General features: G+C 57.8%; 26 protein-coding genes. 10 read left to right on the top strand and 16 right to left on the bottom strand.

From position 1 onward, the window contains the following. Window positions 1–23: 23 nt before the first annotated feature. The 3 genes from DQ393_RS30025 to DQ393_RS30015 all read right to left on the bottom strand — a co-directional run bounded on the left by DQ393_RS30025 (window position 24) and on the right by DQ393_RS30015 (window position 3416). Window positions 24–1181: a patatin-like phospholipase family protein gene (locus DQ393_RS30025; RefSeq protein WP_112345349.1), complete on the bottom strand. Its 1158-nt coding sequence runs from the start codon at window positions 1179–1181 to the stop codon at window positions 24–26. Window positions 1182–1536: 355 nt separating this feature from the next. After that, window positions 1537–2283 (bottom strand): response regulator, encoded by a 747-nt coding sequence (locus DQ393_RS30020; protein WP_112345385.1) that lies wholly within the window; start codon window positions 2281–2283, stop codon window positions 1537–1539. A 284-nt stretch (window positions 2284–2567) separates the two neighbouring features. Further along, on the bottom strand, window positions 2568–3416 hold the full coding sequence (locus DQ393_RS30015) for a MipA/OmpV family protein (RefSeq protein ID WP_245430503.1): 849 nt from the start codon (window positions 3414–3416) through the stop codon (window positions 2568–2570). Between the two features lie 558 nt (window positions 3417–3974). Here DQ393_RS30015 and DQ393_RS30010 point away from each other — a divergent pair. The 7 genes from DQ393_RS30010 (at window position 3975) to DQ393_RS29980 (ending at window position 12231) form a co-directional block, all read left to right on the top strand. Continuing rightward, window positions 3975–6689, top strand: coding sequence for a glycosyltransferase family 39 protein (locus tag DQ393_RS30010; RefSeq protein ID WP_181592443.1), 2715 nt, complete (start codon window positions 3975–3977; stop codon window positions 6687–6689). Between the two features lie 316 nt (window positions 6690–7005). Then, on the top strand, window positions 7006–7371 hold the full coding sequence (locus tag DQ393_RS30005; RefSeq protein WP_112345346.1) for a hypothetical protein: 366 nt from the start codon (window positions 7006–7008) through the stop codon (window positions 7369–7371). 143 nt (window positions 7372–7514) lie between these two features. Beyond that, window positions 7515–8372, top strand: coding sequence for an NAD(P)H-binding protein (locus tag DQ393_RS30000; protein ID WP_112345345.1), 858 nt, complete (start codon window positions 7515–7517; stop codon window positions 8370–8372). A gap of 108 nt (window positions 8373–8480) precedes the next feature. Next, complete coding sequence (locus tag DQ393_RS29995) at window positions 8481–9914, top strand: ATP-binding protein (RefSeq protein WP_112345344.1); 1434 nt, start codon at window positions 8481–8483, stop codon at window positions 9912–9914. Window positions 9915–9996: 82 nt separating this feature from the next. Further along, window positions 9997–10341, top strand: a complete 345-nt coding sequence (locus DQ393_RS33975; protein ID WP_245430502.1) for a hypothetical protein — start codon at window positions 9997–9999, stop codon at window positions 10339–10341. A 39-nt stretch (window positions 10342–10380) separates the two neighbouring features. Further along, window positions 10381–10695: a helix-turn-helix domain-containing protein gene (locus DQ393_RS33970; RefSeq protein ID WP_245430501.1), complete on the top strand. Its 315-nt coding sequence runs from the start codon at window positions 10381–10383 to the stop codon at window positions 10693–10695. 162 nt (window positions 10696–10857) lie between these two features. Next, on the top strand, window positions 10858–12231 hold the full coding sequence (locus DQ393_RS29980) for an ISNCY family transposase (protein ID WP_112345343.1): 1374 nt from the start codon (window positions 10858–10860) through the stop codon (window positions 12229–12231). A 384-nt stretch (window positions 12232–12615) separates the two neighbouring features. On the opposite strand, the gene DQ393_RS29970 is transcribed toward DQ393_RS29980, so the two are convergent. From DQ393_RS29970 to DQ393_RS29925, 10 genes are all read right to left on the bottom strand, one after another. After that, the gene (locus tag DQ393_RS29970; RefSeq protein ID WP_112345341.1) at window positions 12616–13044 is read right to left on the bottom strand and encodes a GlcG/HbpS family heme-binding protein; all 429 of its coding nucleotides are present in this window, start codon (window positions 13042–13044) and stop codon (window positions 12616–12618) included. Between the two features lie 18 nt (window positions 13045–13062). Next, a complete protein-coding gene (locus DQ393_RS29965; RefSeq protein WP_112345383.1) occupies window positions 13063–14043 on the bottom strand; it encodes an ROK family protein in 981 nt (326 codons plus the stop codon). A 14-nt stretch (window positions 14044–14057) separates the two neighbouring features. Next, window positions 14058–14759 (bottom strand): ribulose-phosphate 3-epimerase, encoded by a 702-nt coding sequence (locus tag DQ393_RS29960; protein ID WP_112345340.1) that lies wholly within the window; start codon window positions 14757–14759, stop codon window positions 14058–14060. Next, entirely contained in the window at window positions 14746–15573 is an 828-nt protein-coding gene (locus DQ393_RS29955) for an alpha/beta fold hydrolase (protein WP_112345339.1), read from the bottom strand. Before DQ393_RS29955 ends, DQ393_RS29960 begins: the two co-directional genes overlap by 14 nt. Then, a complete protein-coding gene (locus DQ393_RS29950; protein WP_112345382.1) occupies window positions 15570–16406 on the bottom strand; it encodes a sugar phosphate isomerase/epimerase family protein in 837 nt (278 codons plus the stop codon). The genes DQ393_RS29955 and DQ393_RS29950 overlap by 4 nt, the downstream gene beginning before the upstream one ends. Continuing rightward, window positions 16406–17482, bottom strand: a complete 1077-nt coding sequence (locus DQ393_RS29945) for a Gfo/Idh/MocA family protein (RefSeq protein WP_112345338.1) — start codon at window positions 17480–17482, stop codon at window positions 16406–16408. Before DQ393_RS29945 ends, DQ393_RS29950 begins: the two co-directional genes overlap by 1 nt. A 25-nt stretch (window positions 17483–17507) precedes the next feature. Further along, window positions 17508–18593: an ABC transporter ATP-binding protein gene (locus tag DQ393_RS29940; RefSeq protein ID WP_112345337.1), complete on the bottom strand. Its 1086-nt coding sequence runs from the start codon at window positions 18591–18593 to the stop codon at window positions 17508–17510. Between the two features lie 5 nt (window positions 18594–18598). Then, window positions 18599–19510 carry a carbohydrate ABC transporter permease gene (locus DQ393_RS29935; protein WP_112345336.1) on the bottom strand — a complete coding sequence of 304 codons (912 nt, stop codon included), beginning with the start codon at window positions 19508–19510 and terminating at the stop codon, window positions 18599–18601. Then, entirely contained in the window at window positions 19494–20375 is an 882-nt protein-coding gene (locus DQ393_RS29930; RefSeq protein ID WP_112345335.1) for a carbohydrate ABC transporter permease, read from the bottom strand. The genes DQ393_RS29935 and DQ393_RS29930 overlap by 17 nt, the downstream gene beginning before the upstream one ends. Window positions 20376–20481: 106 nt before the next feature. After that, window positions 20482–21735, bottom strand: a complete 1254-nt coding sequence (locus DQ393_RS29925; protein WP_112345334.1) for an ABC transporter substrate-binding protein — start codon at window positions 21733–21735, stop codon at window positions 20482–20484. 125 nt (window positions 21736–21860) lie between these two features. Between DQ393_RS29925 and DQ393_RS29920 the strand changes: the two genes are divergently transcribed. From DQ393_RS29920 to DQ393_RS29910, 3 genes are read left to right on the top strand one after another with little or no spacing between them, the layout of a single operon-like run. Continuing rightward, window positions 21861–22232, top strand: a complete 372-nt coding sequence (locus tag DQ393_RS29920) for a CidA/LrgA family protein (protein WP_112345333.1) — start codon at window positions 21861–21863, stop codon at window positions 22230–22232. Continuing rightward, complete coding sequence (locus tag DQ393_RS29915; RefSeq protein ID WP_112345332.1) at window positions 22225–22923, top strand: LrgB family protein; 699 nt, start codon at window positions 22225–22227, stop codon at window positions 22921–22923. Before DQ393_RS29920 ends, DQ393_RS29915 begins: the two co-directional genes overlap by 8 nt. 24 nt (window positions 22924–22947) lie before the next feature. Then, on the top strand, window positions 22948–24156 hold the full coding sequence (locus tag DQ393_RS29910; protein WP_112345331.1) for an ROK family transcriptional regulator: 1209 nt from the start codon (window positions 22948–22950) through the stop codon (window positions 24154–24156). Here DQ393_RS29910 and DQ393_RS29905 read toward each other — a convergent pair whose 3' ends face one another. The 3 genes from DQ393_RS29905 to DQ393_RS29895 all read right to left on the bottom strand — a co-directional run bounded on the left by DQ393_RS29905 (window position 24157) and on the right by DQ393_RS29895 (window position 26591). Further along, on the bottom strand, window positions 24157–24813 hold the full coding sequence (locus tag DQ393_RS29905; protein ID WP_281024057.1) for an HAD-IA family hydrolase: 657 nt from the start codon (window positions 24811–24813) through the stop codon (window positions 24157–24159). A gap of 31 nt (window positions 24814–24844) precedes the next feature. After that, window positions 24845–25279 carry an RbsD/FucU family protein gene (locus DQ393_RS29900; RefSeq protein ID WP_112345330.1) on the bottom strand — a complete coding sequence of 145 codons (435 nt, stop codon included), beginning with the start codon at window positions 25277–25279 and terminating at the stop codon, window positions 24845–24847. A gap of 85 nt (window positions 25280–25364) precedes the next feature. Further along, window positions 25365–26591, bottom strand: a complete 1227-nt coding sequence (locus tag DQ393_RS29895; RefSeq protein ID WP_112345329.1) for an ROK family transcriptional regulator — start codon at window positions 26589–26591, stop codon at window positions 25365–25367. Between the last annotated feature and the right edge of the window lie 25 nt (window positions 26592–26616).

Raw genomic sequence — 26616 nt, 5'->3', positions numbered from 1 at the left:
TGTAATGTAAGGGGAAAAGCGGGTCATTGTGCCGCCGAAGCGGTTTCTGCGGCGGCAAGATCCGTAAAAATCGGCTTGTCTCTCCAGAAGCTGCCGCGTGCCATCTTCTCGTATCCGAGCTTGTAGACGGCGCGCATATAGTCGGTGTTGAAGGGATCGGTCATGCTGTAGGCAATCTGCGTGTCGATCGAGGCGACGCGGAACCGGATGCCGTTCCTTTGCGCATAGACGTAGGTTGCAGCAAGCGCGCTGCGCGTTTGCGACTTAATCAGCGCCGTGCTCGCTCTGGCCATGACGGCCAGCGTGTTATTCGTCGTTGTCGAAAATTCCGGCATGAGTGCGTTGTTGACGATAACGTACATATTGAGCCTGAATTTATTGGGCCACGTATCGTTCTTGTGGTTGACCATCCATCCCTCGGGAATCGTGAGGATTTGGGAAGACGAGCCGCCGTCGGAATGCATCTCTTCGAATTGTTGAACGCCCGATTGGGCTTTGATCAGCACCGCCGGGAAAATGCCGGGAATACTTGCCGAGGCGATGAGGACGTCCTGGAAGAGCTTGAGGGCATCCGGCCGGCCGCTGTTAGCGATGGCACCCATGTTCCAGATGACAGGGCGTTGGTAATCGAGGTTCGTCGTCAAAACGAGCAGACGCCGGCCCCTGCGGTGCTCGGCTGCGATCTTTGCAAGGACGTCAGGGGTAATGTGGCGCTCGACCATCTTGCGTAGCGGCTCCTGTTTCAGGAGGCTTGCGCCCAGAAGGCCCTTAGGCAGGAAGTCTGCATCCACTAGTTCCTTTGCGATACCACTCGTATAAAGTTCGACGAGTGTGTCGTCGTAATCCGGTCCTAGAAAAGCCAGCGGTGCAATCAGCGCGCCAGTACTGACACCGCTGACGATATCGAATTCGGGTCGGTCCTTCCTGTCCGACCAGGCTTTCAGAGCGCCGACGCTAAAAGCGCCGCCGGCACCCCCTCCCGATAGGACCAGGTAGCTGACATCCCGATCTTTTGGTACCGACAGCCAAGCGCGAGCATCGCGCGGTTGCTGGCCGGTATCGGCATAAATGCGAATGTCGCTAAAACCCTCGATGTTGGCACTGGCTGCGGCCTTCGTTGTATATGCAACGCGATCCGGCGCCATGCAGCCGACTAAGACGGCGAGCATGAGAATGGCCATCACTCTTAACAAATCCGTTGCCCCTGTTTTCAGTCATGGCCTCAGACACCTGCGGTTGCCCGTGACGCCATTCGCGACGGCCCATCGGGCCGCGCCTGAAGTCATAAATGCGAAATCGGAGTTGGATTGGGTTTTATGATGTTAAGTTATGTTACTGAGACCGGCAGGCGCCATCACGCCTCTTTCGCCTGAACTTCGTCCGTTGGCGATGCTGGGCCACTGCGGGCACGCATCTTCCCGACGAAGGTTGCAGGAGAGTGCCTTGAGGGCCTGCGGCAAGCCAGACCCGGACGGGACGCCGGTGGAGTGGCGTCCGATCATGTCCGCCAAGGAAGCCGAAAGATGGCAAGCCGTCCTATTCTTTTACAACCGAAACCTCGGCCGTGAAGATGTATCCGCCCAGTCGGACTGTCTTGATCAAGGTCGGTTCCTTGTAGTCGGGTTCGATCTTTTGCCTCACACGGCTGACATGAACGTCGATGCTGCGCTCCACCGGACCGGCGGTACCCGCGTGAGTGCGGGCGAGAATCTCCTGGCGGTTCATCACCTGTCGCGGGTTCTGGCAGAAGACCAGCAAGACGTCGAATTCAGCCGTCGTCAGCGACACGTGAACGCCTTCGCTGTCCGTCAATTCGCGTCTAACGGGATCGATCCGCCAGCCGGCAAATGTCATAGCCTCCTGGATTGGCTTGACTTGCGTCGAATAGGACGAACGCCGCAAGAGCGCTCTAATCCTTGCCAGCAGCTCTCTAGAATTGAAGGGCTTTGTGACATAATCGTCAGCACCGAGTTCCAAACCGACGACCCGATCGATTTCCTTGGTCAGGGCCGTTAACATCAGGATCGGCACTGTGTTGTTGGACCTGATCCGGCGGCAGATGCTAAAGCCATCTTCGCCGGGCAACATCCCATCGAGGACAATGAGCTGAAACTCGCCTTTCCTCAGGACCCTGTCCATCTCCTGTGCGGATCCGACGGCTTCAGCGACATAGCCTGCCTCCTTCATCAAGTCGATCAGCATGCTGGCAATATCGCGGTCATCCTCGACGATCAGGATCCGGGTCGGCGCTTGAGCGGCCAAATTGAATGCGGTGTTATTCATGTTCGACGCCTGAACCTGGGAAAGCATGCGTTTCTGTTCCTACTGACGGAAAGCCTATCATGTCGTCCCCTCGCACGCAGCAGCTAGGATGCACGGCGAGGCGGACGACGTCTACGGGAAAGTGGAGACTTACGCGCCCGACGAAGCGCTTGAGCGCGCGTCACCTCTTGAACAACGTTCCTCGATGAATGTCCCTGAAGATACAAGAAAGCGAGGGTTGCCCGACGGGCTTGATAGAATCCTGAACGAAAACACTCTCACCACCTCCTGCCAAGTCGGCAGCACTAGAACTTGTAACCGACGAACATCATGACAGAGGGCTGGGTGCTTTTTTGGACCACCGGGCTTTTCCTCGCGTCACCGGTCAAAAATCCGACTTCCGCCTGACCACGGATAAACCAATGCTCAGAAGCCATGTACGTAACCGACGCGGACAGATCAACGCGCTTGAAACCTGCGCCTGCATCGTACTCCGTTAAGCCGGATCGTGCCGATTGTAACGGCGTCACACCGAAGTAGGACTTCATGTACTTGCCATCCGCCCAGGTGGCAGAGGCGCCCGCAGAGAAGATGAACTGACCCGCGAAATGTGAATACTCGGCTCCAAACGTGCCGGTGACGCCGTTGCTGCCGCCGAAGATCTTATTTACCTCGCCCTTGAGCTCGATCGGCCCGAGCTCATAGGAGATCACACCACCCAGCGAGCCGCCGCTGTCAATATCGCCCAAGCCGTTCAGATGATCGGCGTCGTCTTCGTCGCGACCGAATTCCATCCCGCCCTTGACACTGAACTTGAGTTTTTCTGCCTTGTATACGTCGACGCTCACACCCAACGGCTCAAGATGCACATAATCGTTGAAGAACGATGCGGAGACGAATGGAACGGGCGTCACCTCATAGTCCTTCGATCCCTCGAATTTCGGTCCGTAGATCGCACCGGCACCGATCATGACGTCCCAATCGTGGAGTCTGCCGAGAAATCCGGTGGGACGCGGACCGGAGGATCCGGGAGCCCCCTGTTCATCCGCGAAATACGGCTCAGGATCGGCTGCCCGAGCCGCACCACTTGCTGCCAGGGGAATGATCAGCGTCGACACAAATATAAAACCAGTATTTTTCACGTTAATGGACAAAGTTCGCTCCCTGGTGGCTGGAAACGCGTCGCGTCGCGTCTTGCGGACGGTGCCCGCAAAACACTTTGGGAAGGATTTTGTGTTGTTAAGAGATATTTCCGCACTGGGGGAATTCGGCCTACTTGAGCACTGAGCTCATCCGGCCGACGCTGAAACAGGATCACGTCCCCGCAGTCCTTCGTTCCGATCACAGTGAGCCGGATCAACACGACCAGTCAAACTTCCCTGTCCGGTGCATAAATGGATAAGGATGCTGCAATCCCAACTGATAGGTTGGATAACCGCATAAGCTTCATCATTCTCAACGACTTGCCACGCTTTGTACCGTTGTCGCGAATACTGGCGGCACCGAACATACGCTAGTTCGCTGACGGAGTTGGAAGAAAGGTCGGTTCAAAGAGGAGATGATCTCGCCGACCGATGACAGCGTCCATCGGGCAACAAATCTGAGCAAACGTTAACATCACTTAAAACCAATCGATCGCGGGAACCGCTAGTTCCAGGTTGGTGCGCCTCCGGGTCCCGATGCGCCACCGAACAATCCGCCTGGAGAAATTCATGTTTTCGCATGTCACGGCATTGCGGGGAACCGCAGCGTATGAAGAGACGCGGTGCCCTGTACCGCAAGCCATTGTTTCCCGTCCGTCCGTTTCCATCATTTTGCCGACGCTGAACGAGTCCGACAACATCGGCCGGATGCTCACAGACGTCATCGATAGCGTCTACGACCATTTGAACTTCGAAATCATCGTGACTGATGGAGGATCGACGGACGGTACTTGCGCGAAGGTTAGAGAATGGCAGGACACGCATCCGGTGCGGCTGCTTCAGAACGCAGGAGCAGGAGATTTGGCCAGCGATGTTCTGTCGGCGGCCCGCATGGCGGAGCACTCGATCATCGTCGTCATCGACGCCGATAGCAGCCATCCTGCATCGTCAATCAAGGAATTGGTGGATAAAGTGGCATCCGGCCAGTATGACATGGCAATCGGCAGCCGCTATGTCCAATGGGGCGCGACGGTGGGCTGGCCTCTCCGTCGCAAGGCGCTTTCGCGTCTTGGCGCCGCGCTTGCGGCTCCCTTCACGGATGTCAAGGATCCCTTGTCCGGCTTTTTTGCGATCCAACGGCATCGCCTGCTGGAAGCAGGCGCGAGTGCTGAAGGCTTCAAGATCGGACTGGAGGCGCTTTTCGCGGGGGGCGATACGCTAAAAGTCTGCGAAATCCCCATTACCTTTACCGAGCGCCAAACAGGAAAGTCGAAAATCGGTCGCTCCCAGTTCCTCTCCTATCTCAATCAACTCATGCGCTTTGCCAGAGGAGCCCATTCGCTGAGCGCTATGCCACGCTTTTCACTGGTGGGCGCTTTGGGCTTTCTTCTCGATCTCCTTGTCGTCGCTTGCGCACAGACGCTCGGCGCCGACATCATGGTTGCGCATCTTTCGGGCTTTTGCATCGCCACAGCCTGCAACTACTTCGGACATGCCTACTTTTCGTTCCAGGGTCGCGCCAAGAGCCGGAACCAGATTTGGCGCCATGCCGTTGTCGCCATCTTGGCTCTGGCACTGCGTGGCGGCACGATCGCCACAGGATCGGACCTTGGTCTTCCCATGCTCGCTGTGGTGTCAGCTGGCATCACCTGCGGCGGGATCGTCAGCTATATCGGAACCAATTTCTATGTGTTTCGGCGCGACGGGCTACAGCCGGCCAAAACGGGCTGGAAAATGGCAACGATCGCGCTCGTTTGCTATGTCATGCTCTTGCGTATTGCTTACATCGGCGATGTCGATGTCCTGCCGCAGGAAGCTTACTACTGGAACTACTCCCAACATCCGGCCTGGGGGTATCTCGATCATCCGCCGATGGTGGCCTGGCTTATCTGGATCGGGACGACAGTCTTCGGCGACAACGAATTCGGCGTACGCATCGGCGCAACGTTGTGCTGGGCGATAACCGCCTATTTCATATTCCGGCTGACCGACGGGCTTTTCGGCCAGATGGCAGCGTTTCTGTCGATTCTGCTGCTGTCGACACTGCCTTTCTTCTTTGCGATCGGATCCGTTACCACTCCGGATGCACCGTTGACCGCGGCCTGGGCGGGCGCCTTGTATTTCCTCGTGCGCGCCGTCTTCTATAACCGCGCAATGGCTTGGCTCGGCGTCGGCATCTGCATCGGACTTGGAATGCTCTCTAAATACACAATTGCACTGCTGGCGCCCGCCACACTTGTGTTTTTGCTCCTCCATCCGGCATCCCGCAAATGGCTCACAAGCTGCTGGCCCTATCTCGGCGCTGTTGTTGCCGCCGTTCTCTTTGCTCCGGTCATCGGCTGGAACGCAACGCACGAGTGGGCTTCCTTCGAATTTCAGGGAAGCGCTCGGTGGAGCTTCGCCGACACGGTCTTTTCCACACACACACTGTTGCTGTTTATTGCGATCTTGCTCGGGCCGCTGGGCCTTCTTCTCCTCGGGAAAGCAATCCAGAGGTTCCGCCGGACTCACGACCAAGCCACCACGCATGGACAGGAGATTTTTGCCGCTGTCTTCACGTTCGTGCCTCTGATCGTCTTTATCTTCTTCAGCCTGTTTCATAGCGTCAAGTTGAACTGGACTGGGCCGGTCTGGCTTGCAATGGTGCCAGTAATGGCGAAGGTCGTCGATACCGCGATTTCAACCGGGGCGATGCCACGATTCCTGACCGCGGTTAAAACCCTCATGATTTGCAATGTGCTATTCTTCGCCGCATTGCTCCACTACGTGGCGCTCGGCCTGCCCTTCGTAGGCTACGGCAACGGCATTCGCGGACTTCCAGTGGCATGGGAGGAATTCACATCGGCGGCCGAAGAAATCAAGGCGAGAGTGGTAGCACAAACCCGGTCGCGGCCGGTGCTCGTCGGCATGGACAAGTACAACATCGCGAGCGAGCTCGCCTTTTATAGCAAAGGGCGCACGTCACTGGACGACATCACCAGCCAGAACCTTTTCGGTGGGCTCGGACTGATGTTCAAGTTCTGGCGTAAAGAACCTGTTGCCGATGGAAGCACCGTGATCATGTACGGTTTCAAGGAGGACAGCTTGCCCGCAGATTGGCTCTCTGACTGGTTCGATAGTCTCGGCCCATTGACAAGTCGCACCGTCTATAAAGACGACGCACCGGCGGGGCAGTTTTATTACCGGGTTGGCTACGGTTTCCGGGATGGCGGCGGCGCTCTATCTGATCAAAATAACGCGAGTTCAGGCAACATAGGCACTGCCGGCCGACAAAACCGACCTTAGGAAGCCCAATTCGCAGCCGATCGGAACCCGCGCGGTCGCGCAATAGATTGCGCCGGCTTATATCGCGGCGAGAACCGGAATTCTGCTCACGCTGCACAACACAAGAATTTCTGCCCAAACCACGCGATTTCGCCGGGGTGGGGACGTTGCGCAATCTTGGGACCTGCGGCTGCGGCCCGACCTCACGAGGAGGTTCAGTACCTGCCCCTTTTTGCACGACCAGCCGAAGTCCGTAGAAACAACACTTAATATAACGAAATCCACCTTTGAACATGGACTCCTAATGTGGGCGACGCTCGTATCAGGAAAATCATCAATGACCGTAAATAGCCCTCTCCCGCGCGTTCTTGTCTATATGCCGGATCAGCGTGGTCTGCAGCTCGCATGCGAAGCTCTGCGCATCGCACACTTCGACGTCACAAGCGCCAAAGACATATCCGATCTTGAACGCGCGCTCCAACTGTCGGAATGCGATGTGATTGTCACGATCACGGCGAAGATCGGCGAAGTACGCGACATCTGTCGTCTTCCGATCGTCAACATCCAGGCGTTCGTCTTGCCGAACATCGACGCGGAGCAGCCGCCTCCGACATTCTTCGACAGAAGCGCGTTTCTCGATCGGGTGCGCCGCCTTCATCAAGACAGCCCTACTTCACGACAGGTTGCAAGCCCCGTCATCTAGCTGCGTATCACACAATCTCTCTCGACCGCTGCGGCTCCCCTTCTCGTCTCCGTCTGGAGGGCTGTCGAGATCTCCTGTCAATAATGCTCGTCGGCCTGACAGCGAATCGTTAATCCAACTTCACTTCAAATAGGAACGCCAAGATGCTTGTTGCCGTCACCGCCGCCTCCGGCCAGCTGGGCCACAAAGTCATTAACCGTTTGCGTCAGATGATGCCGTCGTCGGATATCGTCGCGGTCGTGCGCAATTCCGCTCGTGCGGCGGATCTCGGCGTTACAGCCCGCACTGCGGACTATAATGATCCTAACGCACTTCGATCCGCGTTCAACGGTATTGAAAGGCTGCTTATAATCTCAAGCAGCTCCGATTTCGGAATGCGCACCGTGGAACACGCGAATGTCGTTCACGCTGCAAAACAAGCCGGCGTGAAGCATCTTGCCTATACGAGTCTTCTTCACGCTGATAATTGGAACCTGCCAATTGCCGAGGACCACAAGGCGACGGAAGATTTGATCCGAAGCATCGGCATACCCTTTGCCATCCTGCGCAACGGCTGGTATTGGGACAATCATACACGTGCAGCCGTTGCCGCGCTGCGTCACGGCATTTTGCTCGACAGCGTTGGCGACGCGCGGATTTCCTGGGCCTCGAGAACTGACCTGGCGGACGCCGCAGCCGTTGCCTTGCTTGCGCCGCGTCTTGCTGATCAGACCTATGAGCTTGCGGGCGATCAGTCGTATACGCTCACTGATCTTGTGGACGAGGTCGCTCGCCAGAGCGGCAAGCCGCTTCGTTACCGAGACGTGAGCGAATCAGAACTGGCCGCGTTTTTTCAAGGCGTTGGTATGCCTGCTGGTTTTGCGTCCATGTTGGCTGAAACCAATGCGAAAGGCTTGCGGTCCGGTCTTCTTCGAGATGACAGTGCGACCCTCTCAAAATTGATTGGACGGCCGACAACGACGCTGGAAAGTGCCGTTGCCGATGCATTGCAGCCCTCGTGAGACGGAGCTACCGTTCTGTTCTCGGGAAGCCGGCGGCGTTGACGGCAAGTCGATCAGCAACAGAAAAAACATAATCCAAGCTGACATCTGCACTCCTTTGCGACAGATATGCTTGGGTATGAGCCAAAGCGAACTTACAGTGTGCCGACCTCAACAAGAGGAACAGGAATGGTGTGCCGGTTTTTTACGGGGTCAATTCACCGACAGATCGCCCTTCTCGCTGTCGGGCCGGTCGCTTTGTTTGCGATCCTCGGCATCGTGAGTGAACATCTGACGATCAAGGAGCCGGAAAGCGTCTCGCAAGCGCGTTCCCTGGCAATGCGCATCGAGTTCGTGGTTGATATGGTGCGCTCGGCGCCAACGGAAGAACAAAAGGCGACGCTGCTTGCCGCTGTTACCCGATCTGGGCTTCGGGTTGAGGAGATACCGGCCAGCGGGCTGTACGATTCCGAACCAACGGACGATATTGGCAACTTTCGCGCGGAGATCGAGAACAATCTCTCGCCGGCCACCGATATAAAACTGCGTCCGCCCTCGGCTAATAGCGCCTCGCAGCAGGAACTGATCGTCGGATTGGATCACGACCGCGCCCTTTCGTTTACCCTTCCATTTGCATTGCCTGACTCGCGCATTACGGATCGTGAGATCAGCGATTTTCTCGCCACGATGGCGATGTTCGTACCGGTGATTTTGCTGTCGCTTTATGGAAGCCGCATGATCGCCTCGCCGCTCTCGCGATTTTCGCAGGCAGCACGGGACCTCGATCCAGACAAAGGTCCCGAGCGACCCTTCGAGGAGAAAGGGCCTCCAGAAATCCGCACGCTCGCAAAGTCGCTGAACGACATGCGGAGCCGCGTTCGTGCCTTGATCGAAGCACGCACACGCATGTTGCGCGCCATAAGCCACGATCTTCGAACGCCATTGACGCGATTGCGTCTCAGAGCCGAGCGTTCCAGAGAGCCTTCCCTCCGCGAGGCGCTGCTTTCCGATATAGACGCCTTAGCCCTGATGGTTGAGGAAACGTTAGTCTATCTCAGAAAAGACACGTCGAAGGAAATCCAACTGAGGGCAGACCTTCCAAGCTTGATCAACACTGCTTGCAATGATTTCGCTGATATGGGCTATGCTGTCACCTACAGCGGCCCTGATCGTTTTGCCTATCCATGTCGCCCTCACGCACTCAAACGAGCCATTGCCAACCTCATCGATAATGGAACCAAGTTCGCCAGCCACGTGAAAGTCGAGCTTCACGTCAGACCGGGCCGTGCTGTCTCGATCAGCGTGACCGATGACGGACCAGGAATTCCCGTCGAATTCCAAACCGATGTTCTCGAGCCCTTTTACAAAATCGATACCGCGCGCAACGACCGAGGCGGCTTTGGGCTCGGGCTGTCAATCGTCAAGGACATTGTCGAGAGCCATTTCGGGTACCTGACGCTCGAAAATGCCACTCCGCGGGGCTTGATCGCGGTGATCAATCTACCCACACCCGATTCAATGACGACGCTAAGGCAGGCAGAAGCCCCAACCAAGACGTCGTGATCAGCTCTTCGAGGACCGCGATAATCGCCTTTGCCTAGCGCTGCACATCGCGGCTCATCTGGACAGTACCCCCCATTGCGGCTTGTGGATACCAAGCGGCGTTTCTCACGCCGGGCGGGTCGCCGGCCATATCAAGATCGGAAGCCTCTATGTCGATCCGGTATTGGCCGCTTCGCTTGATCCAGATTGCGGCATCCTGTTTGTACAACCCTTCCTACGCGAGCTCATTCTGCGCTTTGATACGGAATCACCGCCGACGAAAATAGATCGCGAGCGCGAGAAGCGGCTTGTTTCGGTCCTGCTCGACGAACTGGCCTCAGCGCCCCTCGAACCGATCCACTTGCCGATGCCAATCGACAGAAGGTTACGGCGCCTGGCGGAATCGAAGATCGAAAATCCAGGGATGCGCTTCACCATCGACGAGTAGGGCGCTCGAGTGGGCGCGAGCAACCGGACACTCAGTCGTATGTTCCAGCGTGAAACCGGCATGTCGTTCATTCGCTGGCGCCAACAACTGCATATCGGATTGGCGCTACAGCGTCTCGCGCGCGGCGAGTTGGTCACAAACATCGCAAACGATCTCGGCTATGGAAGTGTCAGCGCATTCATTTCGATGTTCAGACGAATACTGGGAACGACACCTGCCCGCTACTTCGGCGAGACGGTTTCCGGCGGCTTGGAGCGGGGAGATCGAAAAATGCGCGCTCGTGACGACGACGGCCATCCAATTGCCGACGTGTCCGAAACATCGTCGAAGGTCGTTCCTCTCAGAAGGCCGTAATCAGCACAGCCTGTAAGCATCCAAGCGAACCTATAGGCTCGTCGCGTAGATTTCATAATTATTTATAACGTTTTACATGGTGTAGCCGCAAAGTTGAAGTGTCCTGTTTCTGCAAAGTTGGAATGTCACTCTCCCCGGGTTTGATGACCTGGGAGATTGCGGATGGGATTGATTGCGATGAGCGAGCGCGATTTGCAGCGGATCGAGATTTTGTCGAAGGTGGTCGACGGTCGGATGACCGTAGTGTCGGCTTCGCATGTGCTTGATCTGAGTACGCGCCAGGTCCGCCGTCTTCTGGAGCGGATGCGCACTGGCGGTGCCGCGTCGATCCGGCATAAGGCGATCGGCCGACCGTCGAACAATCGGATCAGCGATGGTGTTCGCGATTACGCGGTGACGCTGGTTCGCGAACGCTATGCAGACTTCGGGCCGACGCTGGCCGCCGAGAAGCTTGCCGAGCGAGATGGATTGCGTGTGTCGCGCGAGACGTTGCGCAGCTGGATGGTGGAGGCCGGATTGTGGCTGTCGCGCAAGCAGCGCCGAACGTTTCATCAGCCACGACTGCGACGCGAGGCGTATGGCGAGCTGGTGCAGATCGACGGTTCCGAGCACCGTTGGTTCGAGGATCGCGGGCCGCCTTGCTCGCTGCTGGTATTCGTCGACGATGCGACGGGCAAATTGATGCAATTGCGCTTCGTGCGTTCGGAAAGCGCCTTCAGCTATTTCGAGGCGCTGGCGCTCTATCTGAAGGCGCATGGTGCTCCGGTTGCCTTCTATTCCGACAAGCATTCAGTGTTCCGGGTGGCGAAGAAGGATGCCAAAGGCGGTCAGGGCATGACCCAGTTCGGGCGTGCGCTTTGCGAGCTAAACATCGAGATTCTCTGCGCAAATTCGAGTCAGGCTAAAGGCCGTGTCGAGCGGATGAACCGGACGCTGCAGGATCGGTTGGTCAAGGAATTACGGCTGGCGGGCATCCGCGATATGGAGACCGGCAATGCGTTTTTGCCGGGCTTCATGGAGCACTATAACCAACGCTTCGCAATCGTCCCTGCCCGGTCGGAAGACCTGCACCGGCCGATGAATCTGGCGCCGGATCGATTGCAAGAGATCCTGTGCAAGCGCGAGCAGCGCTATGTCGGATCGCAACTGACGTTTTCGTTTGAGCGCCAGCGGATCATGCTGGAGGAGACCGAGGTGACGCGCGGATTGGCGGGTCGTTATGTCGAGACCTATGCCTATGCGGATGGCCGGTTGGATGTGCGGTGGAAGGGGCATTCCCTACCCTACAGGACCTTCGACAAGGACCAGCGGGTGACGCATGCGGCGATCACGGAGAATAAGCGATTGGGCGATGTGCTAGCCTATATCAAGGAGCGCCAGGAGCAATTACCGTCGCCGAAAGTGAAGACCAACAGCGAAAAGATCGGCTACACACCGCGAGGCCGCAAGCCGGGACCGCGGACGGATTTCATGAACGATCCGGTGGTGATTGCCCGCCGTGAGAAAGCGCTGTCGCGGCAGCAGGCTACCGAGTAGCTCATCGACCACATAGTCTCAAAGCTAAAGCCGAAGAGGTGCACCTCACCCGCCCCGATCTGATCTTGCAACCGGATCAGCCGCTCAGATCGGGGCTGGTCGCCGTGCCGTATGGTAGCCAAGGCGGACATTTCTACTTTGCCAGACAGAGGACATTCCAACTCATCCGCCACACATGGGGCACCGATTCCTTCAAAGCTCTTGAAAGGAATCGAACCACTGTTTTCGCGTCGCATTCCACATTATCAATGACTTAGGCATCCGATCCGGCATAGTCGGATTTATGGAACAAACCTGCGTTGAGGAAAATGGGTCGGTGATTACCGAATGAATTCGCTTTCGTGCGAATGCTTTTCGTATCCGCATTGAGCGACGAGCCGATCATCAGGCGCAAGCGCTGCGGAGGAAAAGGTTGATTCCCGCCTGCGCGCAATCGCTGTCCTGGGCGGGCGTGCCGGAACTCACGCCGACGGCGCCGATGACTTGACCATCGACGATGACGGGGATGCCGCCCGCCACGACCAGCAGCCGGCCGCCGATGGCCGAGTTGATGCCGTAGGCCGGCTTGCCTGGCAGGCTCGCATCTCCATAGCTCTCTGTTGTTCGCTTGGCGCCGGCGGCCGTGTAAGCCTTGTCCTGTGCGATGACGGTGCTGGTTATCTTGCCGCCGTCCATGCGTTCGAATGCGATCAATTGTCCCGATTCATCCGTCACAGCGATGCACATCGGCACCCCAATTTCTTCCGCCCGCCTGCGCGCACCCTCGATCAGAATGCGGGCATCAGCCAGGCTCAATCTGATAATCGTCAGCATATCTTCTCCCTCTTACTTTCAATGGTGCGCAGCAAGCGCGAAGGTATCCGCCTCGGGGCGTTTCGCTAGGAAGGCAAGCGCAGCCGAGCCCACCAGGCCAGAATTCTGGCCGAGGGCAGCACGCACTACCTTTACATCCTTGAAGGCCGGCATTGCCCATTGGCCGATGTAGGCCTGGATGCCGGGCTGGAGGCGTTCGAACTCGTGTGAGATCCCGCCACCCATGACGACGATGTCCGGGCTGAAGATGTGGATCAGGCTGGTAAAACCGCGGCCGAGTATCTCCGCCTCCTCGTCAATCAGTCTCTTGGCAAGGGCGTCGCCGTTCCGCGCCGCCGCGAAGACATCGCGCGCGTGGATCTCGCTACCGTTCTTTCCCAGCGTCGTTTCTACGCAGCCGATGGCACGCGTCCGGGCGCGCAGGGTGAATGCGGTGCCGGAACCATAGGCTTCGAAGCAGCCATGATTACCGCATGGGCATAGGGCCCCGTTGGGCTCGACCGACATGTGCCCAATGTGCGCAGCCATACCCTTGCGGCCGCGCACCACGCGGCCGTCCGCGACGACACCGCCGCCGATGCCCGTGCTCACCGTAACGTAGACAAGGTTTTGTAGCCCTTGGCCCGCCCCGAATTGCCATTCTCCGATCGCTGCGGCAATGCCGTCGTTCTCGAGGCTTACGGGGAAGGCAAAGCGCTTTTGCAATTCCGCTTTCAACGGGAAATCCGCAAAGCCCGAGAGGGTTGGAATATCCTTGGCGATGCCGCTGACGGTGTCGATCGGACCCGGTGTCGAGACGCCGATGCCAACGACCACGGAAGACTTGGTTGCGGCCAGCAGTCTTTCGGTCAGGCCGTGAATTTGCGAAAGAACTCGCTCAGGACCCGCCTGAGCCTCGGTCGGCTCCTCCATGCGCGCAACGATCGTGCCGTGCTTGTCGATGAGGGCCGCACGCACCTGCGTTCCCCCTAAGTCTATCCCGATGGCGATCTGATGCATGTTCATACCGTGCGTTAGAGTGCGCGTAGCCACGCCATCCGCTCTTCAAGCGATGGAGCATTGAAAGCCAGAGAGCCGAGAACGACTGTCTCGGCGCCTGCCCGACGCAGCAGCGGTACCGTATGCTCACGGATACCGCCGTCGGCGGCAAGGACGATGCGGTGCGTCGCGCCGCTGGCCGCAATGATCCGGCCGGCTTCCTCAAGCCGAGGACCGGCACTTTCGTCGAGCCCCTGCCCTTTTACGCCGATGGCCGTTCCGAGCAGCGTCACGAAATCCAGGCGTGGGACATATTTGGCGATACGGTCCACGGGGGTCTCGACCCGCAGCACCATGCCGGATGCAACGCCGCGCCGGTCCAGAAGATCGATCGCTGCATCAGCCACCGCTTCGTTTTCAACATGAATGCTGATGAGATCACTGCCGGCATCGACGAATTGTTCGATCTGCGGCAGCAGTATGTTGTCGGCGACCATTAGATGAACATGGATCGGACGAGAGGAAACCTTGCGCACGCCCGCGACCAGATCAGAGAAGAAGAGCATCGCAGGCGCGAAGTGACCATCGGCGACATCGATATGCAGGACGTCGACGAATGGATCCACACGCGCGAGATCATCGGCAAGCCGAACGAGATCGGCCGACCACACGGAAAATTCTGCGATCAATCGGTCTCTCGGCAGGTTGGCGATCCAGTTTTTGTCAGGCTTGCTCATGTCTCAGACTCTTCAGGAAGTTGCCCATCGCAAGCCGGAAGTCGGCAACATACTTCTCCCGGTTCTCCACTTTGGGCGTTATTTGAACGAGGCGCGCACAGGGTATGATGCGGGCCAGCTTGTGCGCATGGGTGAGCGGATGAATCAGGTCCTTCTCGTGACCGATCACCAGCGTTGGAACATCAAGGTTGCGAACCTCAGCTTCCGTCACGCCTGGCCCGTCGCCGGAAATCGCGCTCAGGAGTGCCGCGGTCACCTCGATCGGATCCCGTGAAAAGAAACCGGCAAGCGATGTCAGATTGTCAGGCGCATCCGTTGCGAGGCGGCGGCCGATCGGTCCGTCGAGAAAGGCGGCCTTTGCCTCTTCAGGCGGCATGGTTCTCAAGAGCCTGCCCACCTCCGCGTTCGGCGCCATGTTGTCCGGTCCGGCCTCCAAAACCCACGCAGGTCGAGCAATCACGAGCCCGTTGACGAGATCGGGTCGCTTGACCGCGAGTCGCAGCGCGATTGCCGCGCCCATGGAAATGCCGCCGATCACCACGGGCGCCTGCAGGTTGCGTTCAATGTATAATGCAATATCGTCCGCGAACGTCGCGATCGACAGCTTGTCGAGCCCGCCCGGCTGTGAGCGGCCATGGCCCCTCGCCTCCACCGTAATCCGGCGCAGGCCCGGCTCGGTCGGAAAGGCCTCGCGCGACTGACCAGCATCGCCGCATAGGCCGTGCTGGAAGACGACGGTCTGCCCTTCGCCAGCTGCGTCGACATTCAGCAACGTGCCGTCGGAGGTTTCGAAGGGGCCGATGGCGTTGCTCATGAGGCCGCTCCGTCCTGTAGATGGTTTTTCAGGAAAGTCGAGACGCCGGGCGCTTCGCCTGCCGACAGACCATGGGTGATCAGGCTACCTTCAAAGCCGATGCTCTTGAGGCGGCCGAGGTAATGGCCGTAGTCGAGGACGCCCTTGCCGGCTGTCGCGAAGCTGCCGTCCGGATTACGATCCTTGGCATGCGCCATGACGATGCGATCGGCGAGAAGGTCAACGGCGCCCGATACTAGCGCGCGCTGCTCTTCAAGGGTTGCGATCTCGAAGAGGTTGGCCGGGTCAAGCACGATCTTGATGCGCGGGCTTTTTATTTCATCAATGAGGCGGCGAGCCTTCGTCGCCGAATTCACAACATTGGCAAGCTCCGGTTCGATGCCGAGATCGACGTCGTAGCGGTCGGCGATATCGACCGCGGTTTCCATGGCTTTCAAGAGATCGCGCCATGCTTCTGGCGTATTGTTATCCGGATGCTCCTTCCACTGATCGACAGGATCGCGCGTACCGGTGCACAGCGTGATGAGCCCGGTGGACATGCCCGCACAATTGCGTGCAATGGTCTCAAGCTTAGCGTGACCGATGGCTCGAATGGCCCGGTCAGGGTGGATCATGTTGTAGGTGCCGGATACCGCCACAACGTCCACGCCGGTCGCGTCTGACGCATCACTTACCGCTCTGGCCTGCGCCGCCGAAATATCTTCCGGCATGGACGGCAGGCCGGAACAGGCCATGTTGTATTGTGCGCAGACGAACCCGGCCGCGGCGACAGCCTTGAGGACCGTTTCGGGATCGTTGCCATCAAAGGTCTTTGCAAATATCCCGAGCTTCATCACAGGCCACCCGTGACGTCGGCAAGTGCAACAGACTTCCCGCTTTCGGCGGAGCGGGCAATCGCAACCATCGCCTGGACCGAGGCCAACCCGTCGTTGATGTCGGCACCTTCCATCGGTGCACCGTCGAGAATAGTGCGCGCGAAGCCTTCGACCTGGCGGCGGTAGAAGTGGCCGTCGGCGCCGAGAACGCGGTGGGTGGCACCATCTGCCTCACGGAAGATATCGACCTCGCTCGACTTATAGTACCACGGGTTATACGTCTTACCGAGAATGCTGCCGTTCTTGCCATAGATCTGGAAACCTTCGTGCCAGTCCATGCGGACCTGAACCGTCAGATCGAGATGACCGAGTGTGCCGGAGGCAAACTCGACATCGACGAACCAGCACCAGATGCCGGAGCGCTCGGAAAGCCGGGCGTTTACAGAGACGATATCGCCGGCGAAATAGCGCGCGGTATCGATCAGATGGCAGCCATGAGCCAGCATATAGTAGCGGCGAAGATCAGCCTTCGGGTTCGTGGTTGGACGCTTGGCATGTGCGCTGGTCACGATCAGTGGCTGCACCGCATCCGTCATTGGGTAGCGGTGAGTATTGTCGCAATACCAAGCCTTCAGCGCAATCAGATCGCCCATCTCGTCACGGATGAACGACTTGGCAGCCTGCAGGCCTGCGTCAAAGCGCTTCATGTGGCCGATTTGGAAGGTGTTGCCGGATTTTTCGACGGCGGCCTTAAGGTCCACGCACTCCTCGACGGTGACGCCGACCGGCTTTTCGCATAAGACATGCTTGCCCGCTTCCAGTGCTCGAATCGAGGCCGGAACGTGGAAGGCATCGGCCGTTGCGATGATGACGGCGTCGAGATCGGGATCAGCCAGCATCTTGTCGTAGTCGTTATACGATTTTTTCGCACCGTGGGTGATCACCATGCGCTCGCGCAAATCGTCCGCGACATCGCAAATTGCATAGAGATCGGCGTTTGCGGCCTTCGTGCAGGCTTCGAAATGCGCTGCCTGGGCGATCTGACCGGCTCCGAGCACGCCGACGCGAAGGCGTCTTTCCTGTTTTGCTGGCATTGGTAAGTCCTTGGGTCGTTAGTGTTTAGAGAGCGACGCCGGTCTCGGCGTCGAAGAGAACTGCTTTTGACAGGTCGAGTGCGAAGGATGCTTTCTCTCCGATCCGGACCGGAGTGCCTGTGGGCAGGCGCGACATGATTTCGCGCTCACCTGTGCGCAGGGCCACGAACACGTCCGGGCCAGTGGGCTCGATGACATCCACATGCAGCGTTAGTGTTGGATTGGAGGAGTTGCCGTCCGTCACCAGTGAAATCCATTCCGGCCTGAGGCCCAGAAGCACCTCCCTGCCGGGCGCAGGCATATCGATGACTGACATGGGGACCGGCAAAGTCGTATCCGCGCCTTTAATGGAGAGGCTCTGGGAGCCGGAAGTGACTACGGCGGGGAGTAGGTTCATCGGCGGCGACCCCATGAAGGTTGCGACGAACACGTTTGCGGGCCGATCGTAGATGTCTTCGGGCGTACCGAACTGCTGCAGAATGCCGTCCTTCATCACGGCGATCCGGGTCGCCATCGTCATGGCTTCGATCTGGTCGTGGGTGACGTAGACGATGGTTGCTCCGAGCCGCTGGTGCAGTTTCTTGATCTCGGTGCGCATTTCCACACGCAGCTTTGCATCGAGGTTTGACAGCGGTTCGTCGAAGAGAAAGATTTTTGGCTCGCGAACCAGCGCTCGTCCCATGGCAACACGCTGACGCTGCCCGCCCGAGAGCTGGCCTGGGCGCCGCTTGAGCAAGTGGCGGATCTGAAGCAGGTCTGCAACCTTGCCGACACGCTCGACCCGTTCGGCTTTCGGCATCTTGCTCATCTCGAGCGAAAAGCCGATGTTCTGCTCGACCGTCATTGCCGGGTAGAGCGCATAGGATTGAAACACCATCGCGATGTCCCTTTCCTTCGGTTCAAGGCCCTGAACAGATTTACCATCGATGGTAATCGAGCCCGATGTATGCTCGTCCAGTCCTGCGATAATGGAGAGCAGGGTCGATTTTCCGCAGCCTGAAGGACCGACAAGGACAAGGAACTCCCCGTCTTCAATGGAGATGTTGATGTCCTTCAGGACCGTCAGACTCCCGAAGCTTTTGTTGATATGATTGATCGCCAGGTTGGCCATCGTCGTTATCCCTTCACTGCACCGGCCATCAGACCACGAAGGAAGTACCGCCCTGCCGCCACGTAGATAATTATGGTGGGCAGCGCGGCGATCATCGCGGCGGCCATGTCTTCGTTGTAAGCTTTGGTGCCTGTTGATGTATTGACCAGATTGTTCAGAGCGACCGTCACCGGTTGACTGGAGCCGGCTGCGAACGAGACACCGAACAAAAAGTCATTCCAGACCCCCGTGAACTGCCAGATGATGGACACCATCACGATTGGCCAGGAGATCGGCAGCAGTATCCGGAAGAAGACGGCCCAGAACCCGGCCCCGTCGATACGTGCCGCCTTGAATATCTCCGCCGGCACGGTCACGAAATAGTTCCTAAAGAACATCGTCGTGAAGCAAATTCCGTAAACGACGTGAACGAGAACGAGGCCAGGTATCGTGCCGGCAAGCTTCAATTGGCCGAGGAGGCCGGCCATCGGGATCAGTACGATCTGTAGTGGGATGAAGCAGCCGAACAGGACGAGGCCGAAGAGGATATTGTCGCCCCTAAACCGCCAATTTGCGAAAATGTACCCGTTCAATGCTCCGAAGCCCACCGACAGCAATGTGGCCGGTACGACAATCAAGAAGGAATTGCCGAAGTAGCCCTTCAGCCCCCCGCAGGTAACGCCGATGCATGCTGAATCCCAGACGTGCTTCCATGCTTCGAAGGTGATCTCTTTCGGAAACGACAGAATATTGCCGGACCGGATTTCGTCCATGCTTTTCAGGGACGTGAAGATCATGGAGACAAGGGGCGCCAGGAAAACCGCGGCTGCGATAATCAGGCATCCATAGATAAAGCCCCGGCCGAGAACACGGGTCACTTTTATGTCGGTGCCCTTCGATAGGATTGCGGCGCTTTCCGCATCAAGTCGCAGGCTCATTGCGCAGCTCCGAATAGAGATAGGGGATGATGATGCTTGCCAGAGTGACGAGCATGACGGTCGCGCTAGCCGCGCCGACCGCGAGCTCGTTACGCGTGAATGTCATCGAATACATGAACGTCGATGGAAGTTCGGTGGACACGCCAGGACCACCCTTCGTGAGCGCGACGACAAGGTCGTAGCTCTTGATGGCGAGATGCGCCTCGATCACGAAAACCGTGAGGAAGGCTGGTCGAAGCGCCGGAATGATGATGCGCGTGTAGACTTTGTGTATGGGCGCCCCGTCTATGCGGGCGGCCCGAAGGATCTCGGTATCTATCCCGCGAAGGCCGGCGAGAAAAAGCGCCATGACGAAACCGGTTACCTGCCAGACGCCGGCAATGACGATCGTATAGATCGCGCGGTCGGGCTCGATCAGCCACTGAAAGGAAAAAGACTCCCAGCCAAGTCCCCGCATCATGTGCTCCAAGCCGAGGCCGGGGTTCAACAGCCACTGCCAGATGACGCCCGTAACCACGAATGAGAGCGCCATCGGGTAAAGGAAGATCGCCCGAAACACACCTTCGAAGCGGATCCGCTGATCAATCAGGATGGCGATGAACAGGCCAAGGCAGGTCGCTCCAATGATATAGAGACAACCAAAGATCGCCATGTTTTCAATGGCAGTGATCCATCGGGGATTTTCAAAAAGTCTTCCATACTGTCGCCACCCAACGAAAGTGAAGTTGGCGAACATCTTTGATCCGGTGAAGGATAACAGCGCAGTGTAGGCGATGAAGCCATAGACGCAGACCGTGATGACCGCCAACGATGGCGACAGGACGATTGCTGGCATTACCTTGCCAAGGCGTTTTGAAAAGGACATCTGCTGGCTCGGAATCAACAGGTTGGTGTCCCGTCTCCGACGGGTGCGCAACCTCGCTGCAGGATACCCCCACCGCCTCTCGACGGCAGGGGCAGGGAGGAGCTGGTTACTTCGCAGCCTGGATGGAGCTGATCAGCGCAGACACGGCATCCTTGGACGACATGTCCGAGTTGAAGTGCTGGGTCACGACGTCGAAGATCGCGCGCTGGATCGACGCAGGCTCCGCGTGGCCGTGAGCAAGCGACCCCATCAAGGTGCCGGCCTTCTCGGCCGTCTTCAGGTCAGCCATGGATTTCTGAGCGCAGGCATCGAACTTGTCACCCGGCACGTCGGAACGCGCTGGGATCGATCCTTTGACGAGATTGAAGGCTTGCTGAAATTCAGGCGACATGACGCTCGATGCAAGTTTGGTCTGTGCATCGACCTTGTCGGCACCAACCGGGAACATCGCGAGAAAGTCCGTGTTGAAAAGGAACGAGCCCTCGGTTCCTGGCGCGGTAACGCAGAGGATGTCGACGCCGGGTTTCATGCCGGCCTTGACGATTTCGCCCTTGGCCCAGTCACCCATAAGCTGCATTGCAGCATCGCCCTTGAGCACCATTCCCGTTGCAAGGTTCCAGTCGCGGCCGGAAAAGTTCGGATCGACATAACCGCGGATCTTGCGCATCTGATCGAAGACCTTGATCATCGTGTCCGAGCCGAGCGCGGTCTCGTCCAGCTCGATGATCGCTTTCTTGTAGAAGTCCGGGCCGCCGAGCCCGAGAACCACGTCGTCAAATATCGTCGTGTCCTGCCAAGGCTGTCCGCCATGCGCCAGGGGTGTAATGCCCTTGGCTTTGAGCTTTTCCGCAACCGCGTTGAACTCGTCCCAGGTTTTCGGTGGCTCCAGCCCGTTGTCCTTGAACACTTTGGCGTTGATCCAGAGCCAATTAGGCCGATGTATGTTAACCGGAACGGCCTGCCACTTCCCATCATGAACGGCGAACTGCTTGATCTGATCGGGGACGACCTTGTCCCATCCCTCTTTTTGGGCAACTGAGGTCAAGTCGCCGAGAAGACCCTGTTCGGACCACTCGTTGACGGCCATTCCGAGCAGCTGAGCAGCCGTCGGGGGATTGCCTGCGGCGACCCGGGCCTTGAGAGTGGTCGTTGCAGCTTCACCGCCGCCACCCGCGACGGGCATATCCTGCCAGCTGACACCCTTTTTCTGCAGATCGTCCTTGAGAACGCCCACGGCCGCGGCCTCTCCGCCCGATGTCCACCAGTGCAACACCTCGACGCTTTCAGCCGCAAGCGCGTGGCCGCTGACCGACGCGCTCAATGCAGCCGTCAGGGCCAGTATTTTCAACGATAAACGCATGTAGTCCTCCTCCAACCAACCGGCACCATGCCGGCTTCGACAAACGACACTCCTCTCGTTTGTTTCGATTGAAAACAAACATATTAGGGTTTATGAGTCAAGTGAGTTTGTTGTGGAGCCGAACAATGCTGGTTGGAATTACGTTTCTGCTGATTTTTCAGCTCGTTGGCGAAATCATCGCCTACTACCTTGACGGCCTCGTACCGGGGCCGGTCATAGGTATGGCGTTGATATTCGGGGCGCTGATTGCTTTTCGAAGAACTCCAATCGGCAGACTGATGCAGCCGACCGTGCCCACCTCCCATACGCTACTGGCTAATTTTGGAGTCTTGTTTGTCCCAGCCGGCGTTGGGATCATCCAGCATTTGGACCTCCTTGCTGAAAGAGGCCTGGCGCTTTTCGTGACGATAGCCGTCTCGACAGTTGCGACGTTGATCGTCACCGTGTGGTGCTATCTGGCGATCAAGCGGCTCATCGGGGGCGCAAGCCATGGATGAAGGCTTGTGGGTTTACCTCGCAGCATCCCCGCTCTCATGGCTTTCCGTGACGCTCTTTGTCTGGATAGTCTCGCTCAGGATCGCAAGCGCGCTTCCTGCCAATCCTCTTGTCAATCCGGTGCTGCTGTCGGTCGCGACAATCGCATGCCTGCTTTCCGTCTTCCACATCCGATACCAGACCTATTTCGCCGGCGCGCAGTTCATTCATTTTCTGCTGGGGCCAGCGACTGTGGCGCTCGGTATACCGCTTTATGAGAAGCTCCATCTGGTTAGGGCAAATCTTATTCCGATGGTCGTGGCGCTGTTTGTCGGAAGTCTGACGGCGGTAACCTCCACGATTTATCTGGGTCGCTTCTTCGGCTTCGATCAGACCGTCATCGCTTCTCTAGCTCCAAAGTCCGTCACGGCCGCGGTCGCCATGGCTATCTCGTCTGGTTTGCACGGCGATCCGGCCTTGACCGCAGCCGTCGTCATCATGGCCGGCATTACTGGCGCCGTCGTCGTGACGCCGCTGATGAACGCGATGAAGATATGCGATTTTAGTGCGAGAGGGTTCGCCGTAGGGCTTGCATCGCACGGAATTGGCACCGCTCGTGCCTACTCGGTCGATCCGGTGGCGGGTCTTTTCTCAGGACTGGCCATGGGCTTGAATGCGCTTGTCACTTCCCTGATTGTACATCTCTTTTTGTGAGTCTGATTTTATTGGAGAACATCAATGTCCATGCCGCGCGCCGTAAGGCACATTAATGAAGTCAGGGCGCTGGATGTTGTTTTTCGCCATGGCCGGATTAGCCGCGCGAATATCGCCAAAGAGCTGGGCATGGTTCGCTCGACGGCGAGCAGCATCGTTGCCAGCCTGGCCGACGAAGGGCTGCTGGTGGAAGACAACTCACAGGATGACAAAAGCGCTGGCACGGGCAGGCCCGGGACGTTTGTTCGTATCAACCCAAACTATGGGATGTTCATAGGCGCAGATATCGGCGTCGGTCGCATGAACGTCGTCGCTCTCGACATGGAGGCGTCGGTCATTGCGCAGTCGACGGCGGACTTCAGCCTCCTGGAGGCAAGCCCCGACGTTGTGGTGCAGAGATTGGCGGATGTCGTTGAGAACATCAGGCAAAGGCTCGGCAATGATTATCGCATCCGCGGCCTATGCCTGACCGCCCCTGGTGTCATCGATCGCAATGGCACTGTTTTGCGAGCGCCCATTTTGGGATGGCGGCAAGAACCGATCCTGGAGCGATTACAGCGGCGCTTGCCCGAAATTCCTCTGCTGATTGCCGAAAACGATGCAAACGCCTTCGCCATTGCCGAGATCTACCAGTCCAAGGATGAGCGCGGCGAGACGGAGATCTACATCTATCTGGACGCCGGCGTCGGCGGGGCGATCATAAATTCCGGTCAGCTTCTCCGGGGCCAGGACGGCTATGCCGGTGAGCTTGGCCACATCATACTGGGGGACGAGGGTTTCGTTGAACTGGCAACCGTTTCGGGATCGTTCGAGAGCTTCATCGGGCGCGAAGCTGTGCTTGCGCGCTACCGCTTTCACGGTGGCTCGGCAGATGACATTCCTGCTTTCATGGAAGCGGCCAGGCGACAGGAAAAAAGCGCTCTATCGACACTCAAGGATTGGTCGTTTTATCTCGGAAGAGGAATTGCGACCCTGACAAGCATTTTCAATCCCACGCGGATCGTGCTCGGCGGACCGGTCGCAGCACTTTTCGACCTTTGCCGTGAAGAGACGCTCGAGAAAGTAGCGAGCAATCTCCTCGAAGGGCATCCCATCCCGGAAATAAAACTCTCGTCGCTCGGCCTCGAAGGCCCCGCGATCGGGGGCGCATCAATGCTGCACAAGCAGATGTTGTCTGTAGACGAAAACCTTGTCTTCGGCCGCCCGAAAATAGACGCCGGACGCGCTCAATGATCAGGATGACAGTAGCCCCAAGGCCCCGTTAACGAGCCTCGGTTTGATGCGTTCGTAATTCTCAAACTGGTGGTGGTTCACCTTCATCCGCCGCTTATGCGTCTCGGTAATGACGCAGACCTGACAACCTGCCGCGGTTGCGGCGGCAATCCCCACTTCGGCATCCTCGAAGACCAGACAACGTGCGGGTTCGACCGAGAGGCGCTCGGCGGCCAGAATGAAGCAATCAGGCGCCGGCTTGCCCCGCTCGACGTCCTCGGCTGTTACGAATACCGCTGGTGTCGGCAATCCGGCCGCCGCAATCCGTCTTTTGGCCAGTGCGGATGGCGCAGAGGTCACGACGGCCCATCGGTGAGATGGGAGGCTGCTCAAAAAATGCTGCGCACCGCCGATTGCAATTATACCGTTGATTTCATCGATTTCCGCCTGTGTTATGGCGGCAGCCTCGGCCTGCGGATCGACATCCGGTAGGCCGAGGGTAGAAATTGTTTCGAAGGCCCTGCGCCCATGGATCGTGGGTAAAAACACTTCTGGATCAAGCCCGAACTTCCAAGCCCAAGCGCCCCAAACCCGTTCAGCAGCGGCAATAGAGTTGAGTATCGTGCCGTCCATATCAAAAAGGAAGGCATCGAAAGAAGAGGCGAAAAGATCGGGCAAGATGACGCTGGATTACCGCGTGGATTCCGTTTTATTCGGGTGCAATGACGCCTTTGCGCAGAATGACACTGCCATAGAAGCGTCGCTCTCCCGTGACCACGACCGTATGGGCGGCGCGGACGCGGTCCTTGAAGTCATCCGGCTCGACTGCCGTGAGTTCAACCGCCCTGCCCTGCGTTTTCTTAAGGCCGGCACTGTAATCTTCGAAAACGGGCAGGATCTTGGCCGCATCGCCTTCAGCAATCATGCGCCATGCCACATGCGGTTCCTGCTCTTCCAGCGGAAAGATCGTGAGGATTGCTTCCAGCGCCCGTGGTCCGGAAACGCCGTCGAGACGGATAAGGCGCTCATCGCCGGCATCACAAGGGAAGTTTGCATCGACGATAGCAATATCGTGCCGATGCCCCATCGCTCGGAGAGCGTAAAGCAGTTCCGGAGAGAGAATGGGGTCGATTAGCTTCAGCATCTGTTTCCTCCACTGGCTGGCTATTTGCGTTTGTATTATACAAATACAAATATCAAGTCAAACCCGTTTGGCGTTCCGCGTCGAATTAAACGGCAGGCAGTTCGGGAAGGTCGAAGAGGCTCTCGCGAAGAAGAGCGGCAGCGCCAATGGCAGCTCCATCCCCACCGAACCGGGCAACGGAGATAGGAGGCACGTTGAAGCCGTGGACGAGGTTTTCAGAGAGGAGGCTCTCGACGCGCTCCGCCACCTTTGGGTAAAGGACGGCAAGCGGCCCACCCAGCACGATCGTTTTTGGATCGAGAATATGAATGAGGTTAAGGATGCCGGTTGCCAGTCCCAACGCCCATTCATGAAGAGCCTGGTCGAGAGCTGGAGATCCTTCCCTGGTCACGAGTTTGGCAAGACCTTCCGGGATTGGGACATCATTCTCGATGAAGGGCAGAAATCTTTGGTAGCCAGCGAGGATTTCGAACGTATGTGTGGCCGCCATTTGGGGCCGCCCACCCATCACCATGTGCCCGACTTCCCCTCCAAGTCCGTGTGCACCCTCAACGACTCGTCCCTGCCGTAAATGGGCACTGCCAATACCCTGCGCAAGCAATAACAGCAGGACGTCGCTCAGATCGCTTTCCGATGAGTCCGCGGCTACCGCGCTTGCAAGAGCCACGGCGTCATTGCAAATTTGAAGCGGCAGCGAGGGCTTCATCGCTTCCGACATGGCTGACACGACGTCAACGTCTCGCCAGCTCAACCAGGGGGCGGAAATGATTTTCCCGTCGCGCACGATACCCGGCGCAGAAATACAGACTCCACGCACCCTCGATGCCCGGACCTTCGATACGTCAACCAATTCCTTCGGCAAGGCGGCGAGCAGTTCGATCACGCGCTTCGGGTCGTGATAGCGGTCGGCAATCGATACGATCCGCTTGGCAACCACGCGCATCGAAAAGTCGATCAGGACCGCGTTGATCTCGGCCGAGGAGATGTCGAGACCTATAAAGTAGGCGCCGGCCGGATTGAGCGATACGAGAGCCCCAGGACGCCCGGCTCCGTTGGCCTCGGCGCTTTCGTTGAGGTCGATAACGAGATTTTCTGCAAGGAGCTGCTTTATCGAATTGCCGACGGTCGCCCGCGTAACGTTCAATTCGCGCGCAATATCTGCGCGCGACAAAGGAACGTCTCGGCGCAGGACGCGCAGACAACGCACCGCATTCATGTGTCTCAAGACACTGTTCGTCGTCAAGATTCCTCCCACTGACAGCATTTGTCGATCAGGAGCTGTTGTCAGGTACCGGCAATGCACTCGAATCATTGCTTAAATTACACTTCCACGCACT

This window comes from Martinezella tropici, from assembly GCF_003287875.1.
Lineage (GTDB): Bacteria > Pseudomonadota > Alphaproteobacteria > Rhizobiales > Rhizobiaceae > Rhizobium > Rhizobium tropici_C.
This window is presented reverse-complemented; position numbering and strand designations above follow the sequence as displayed.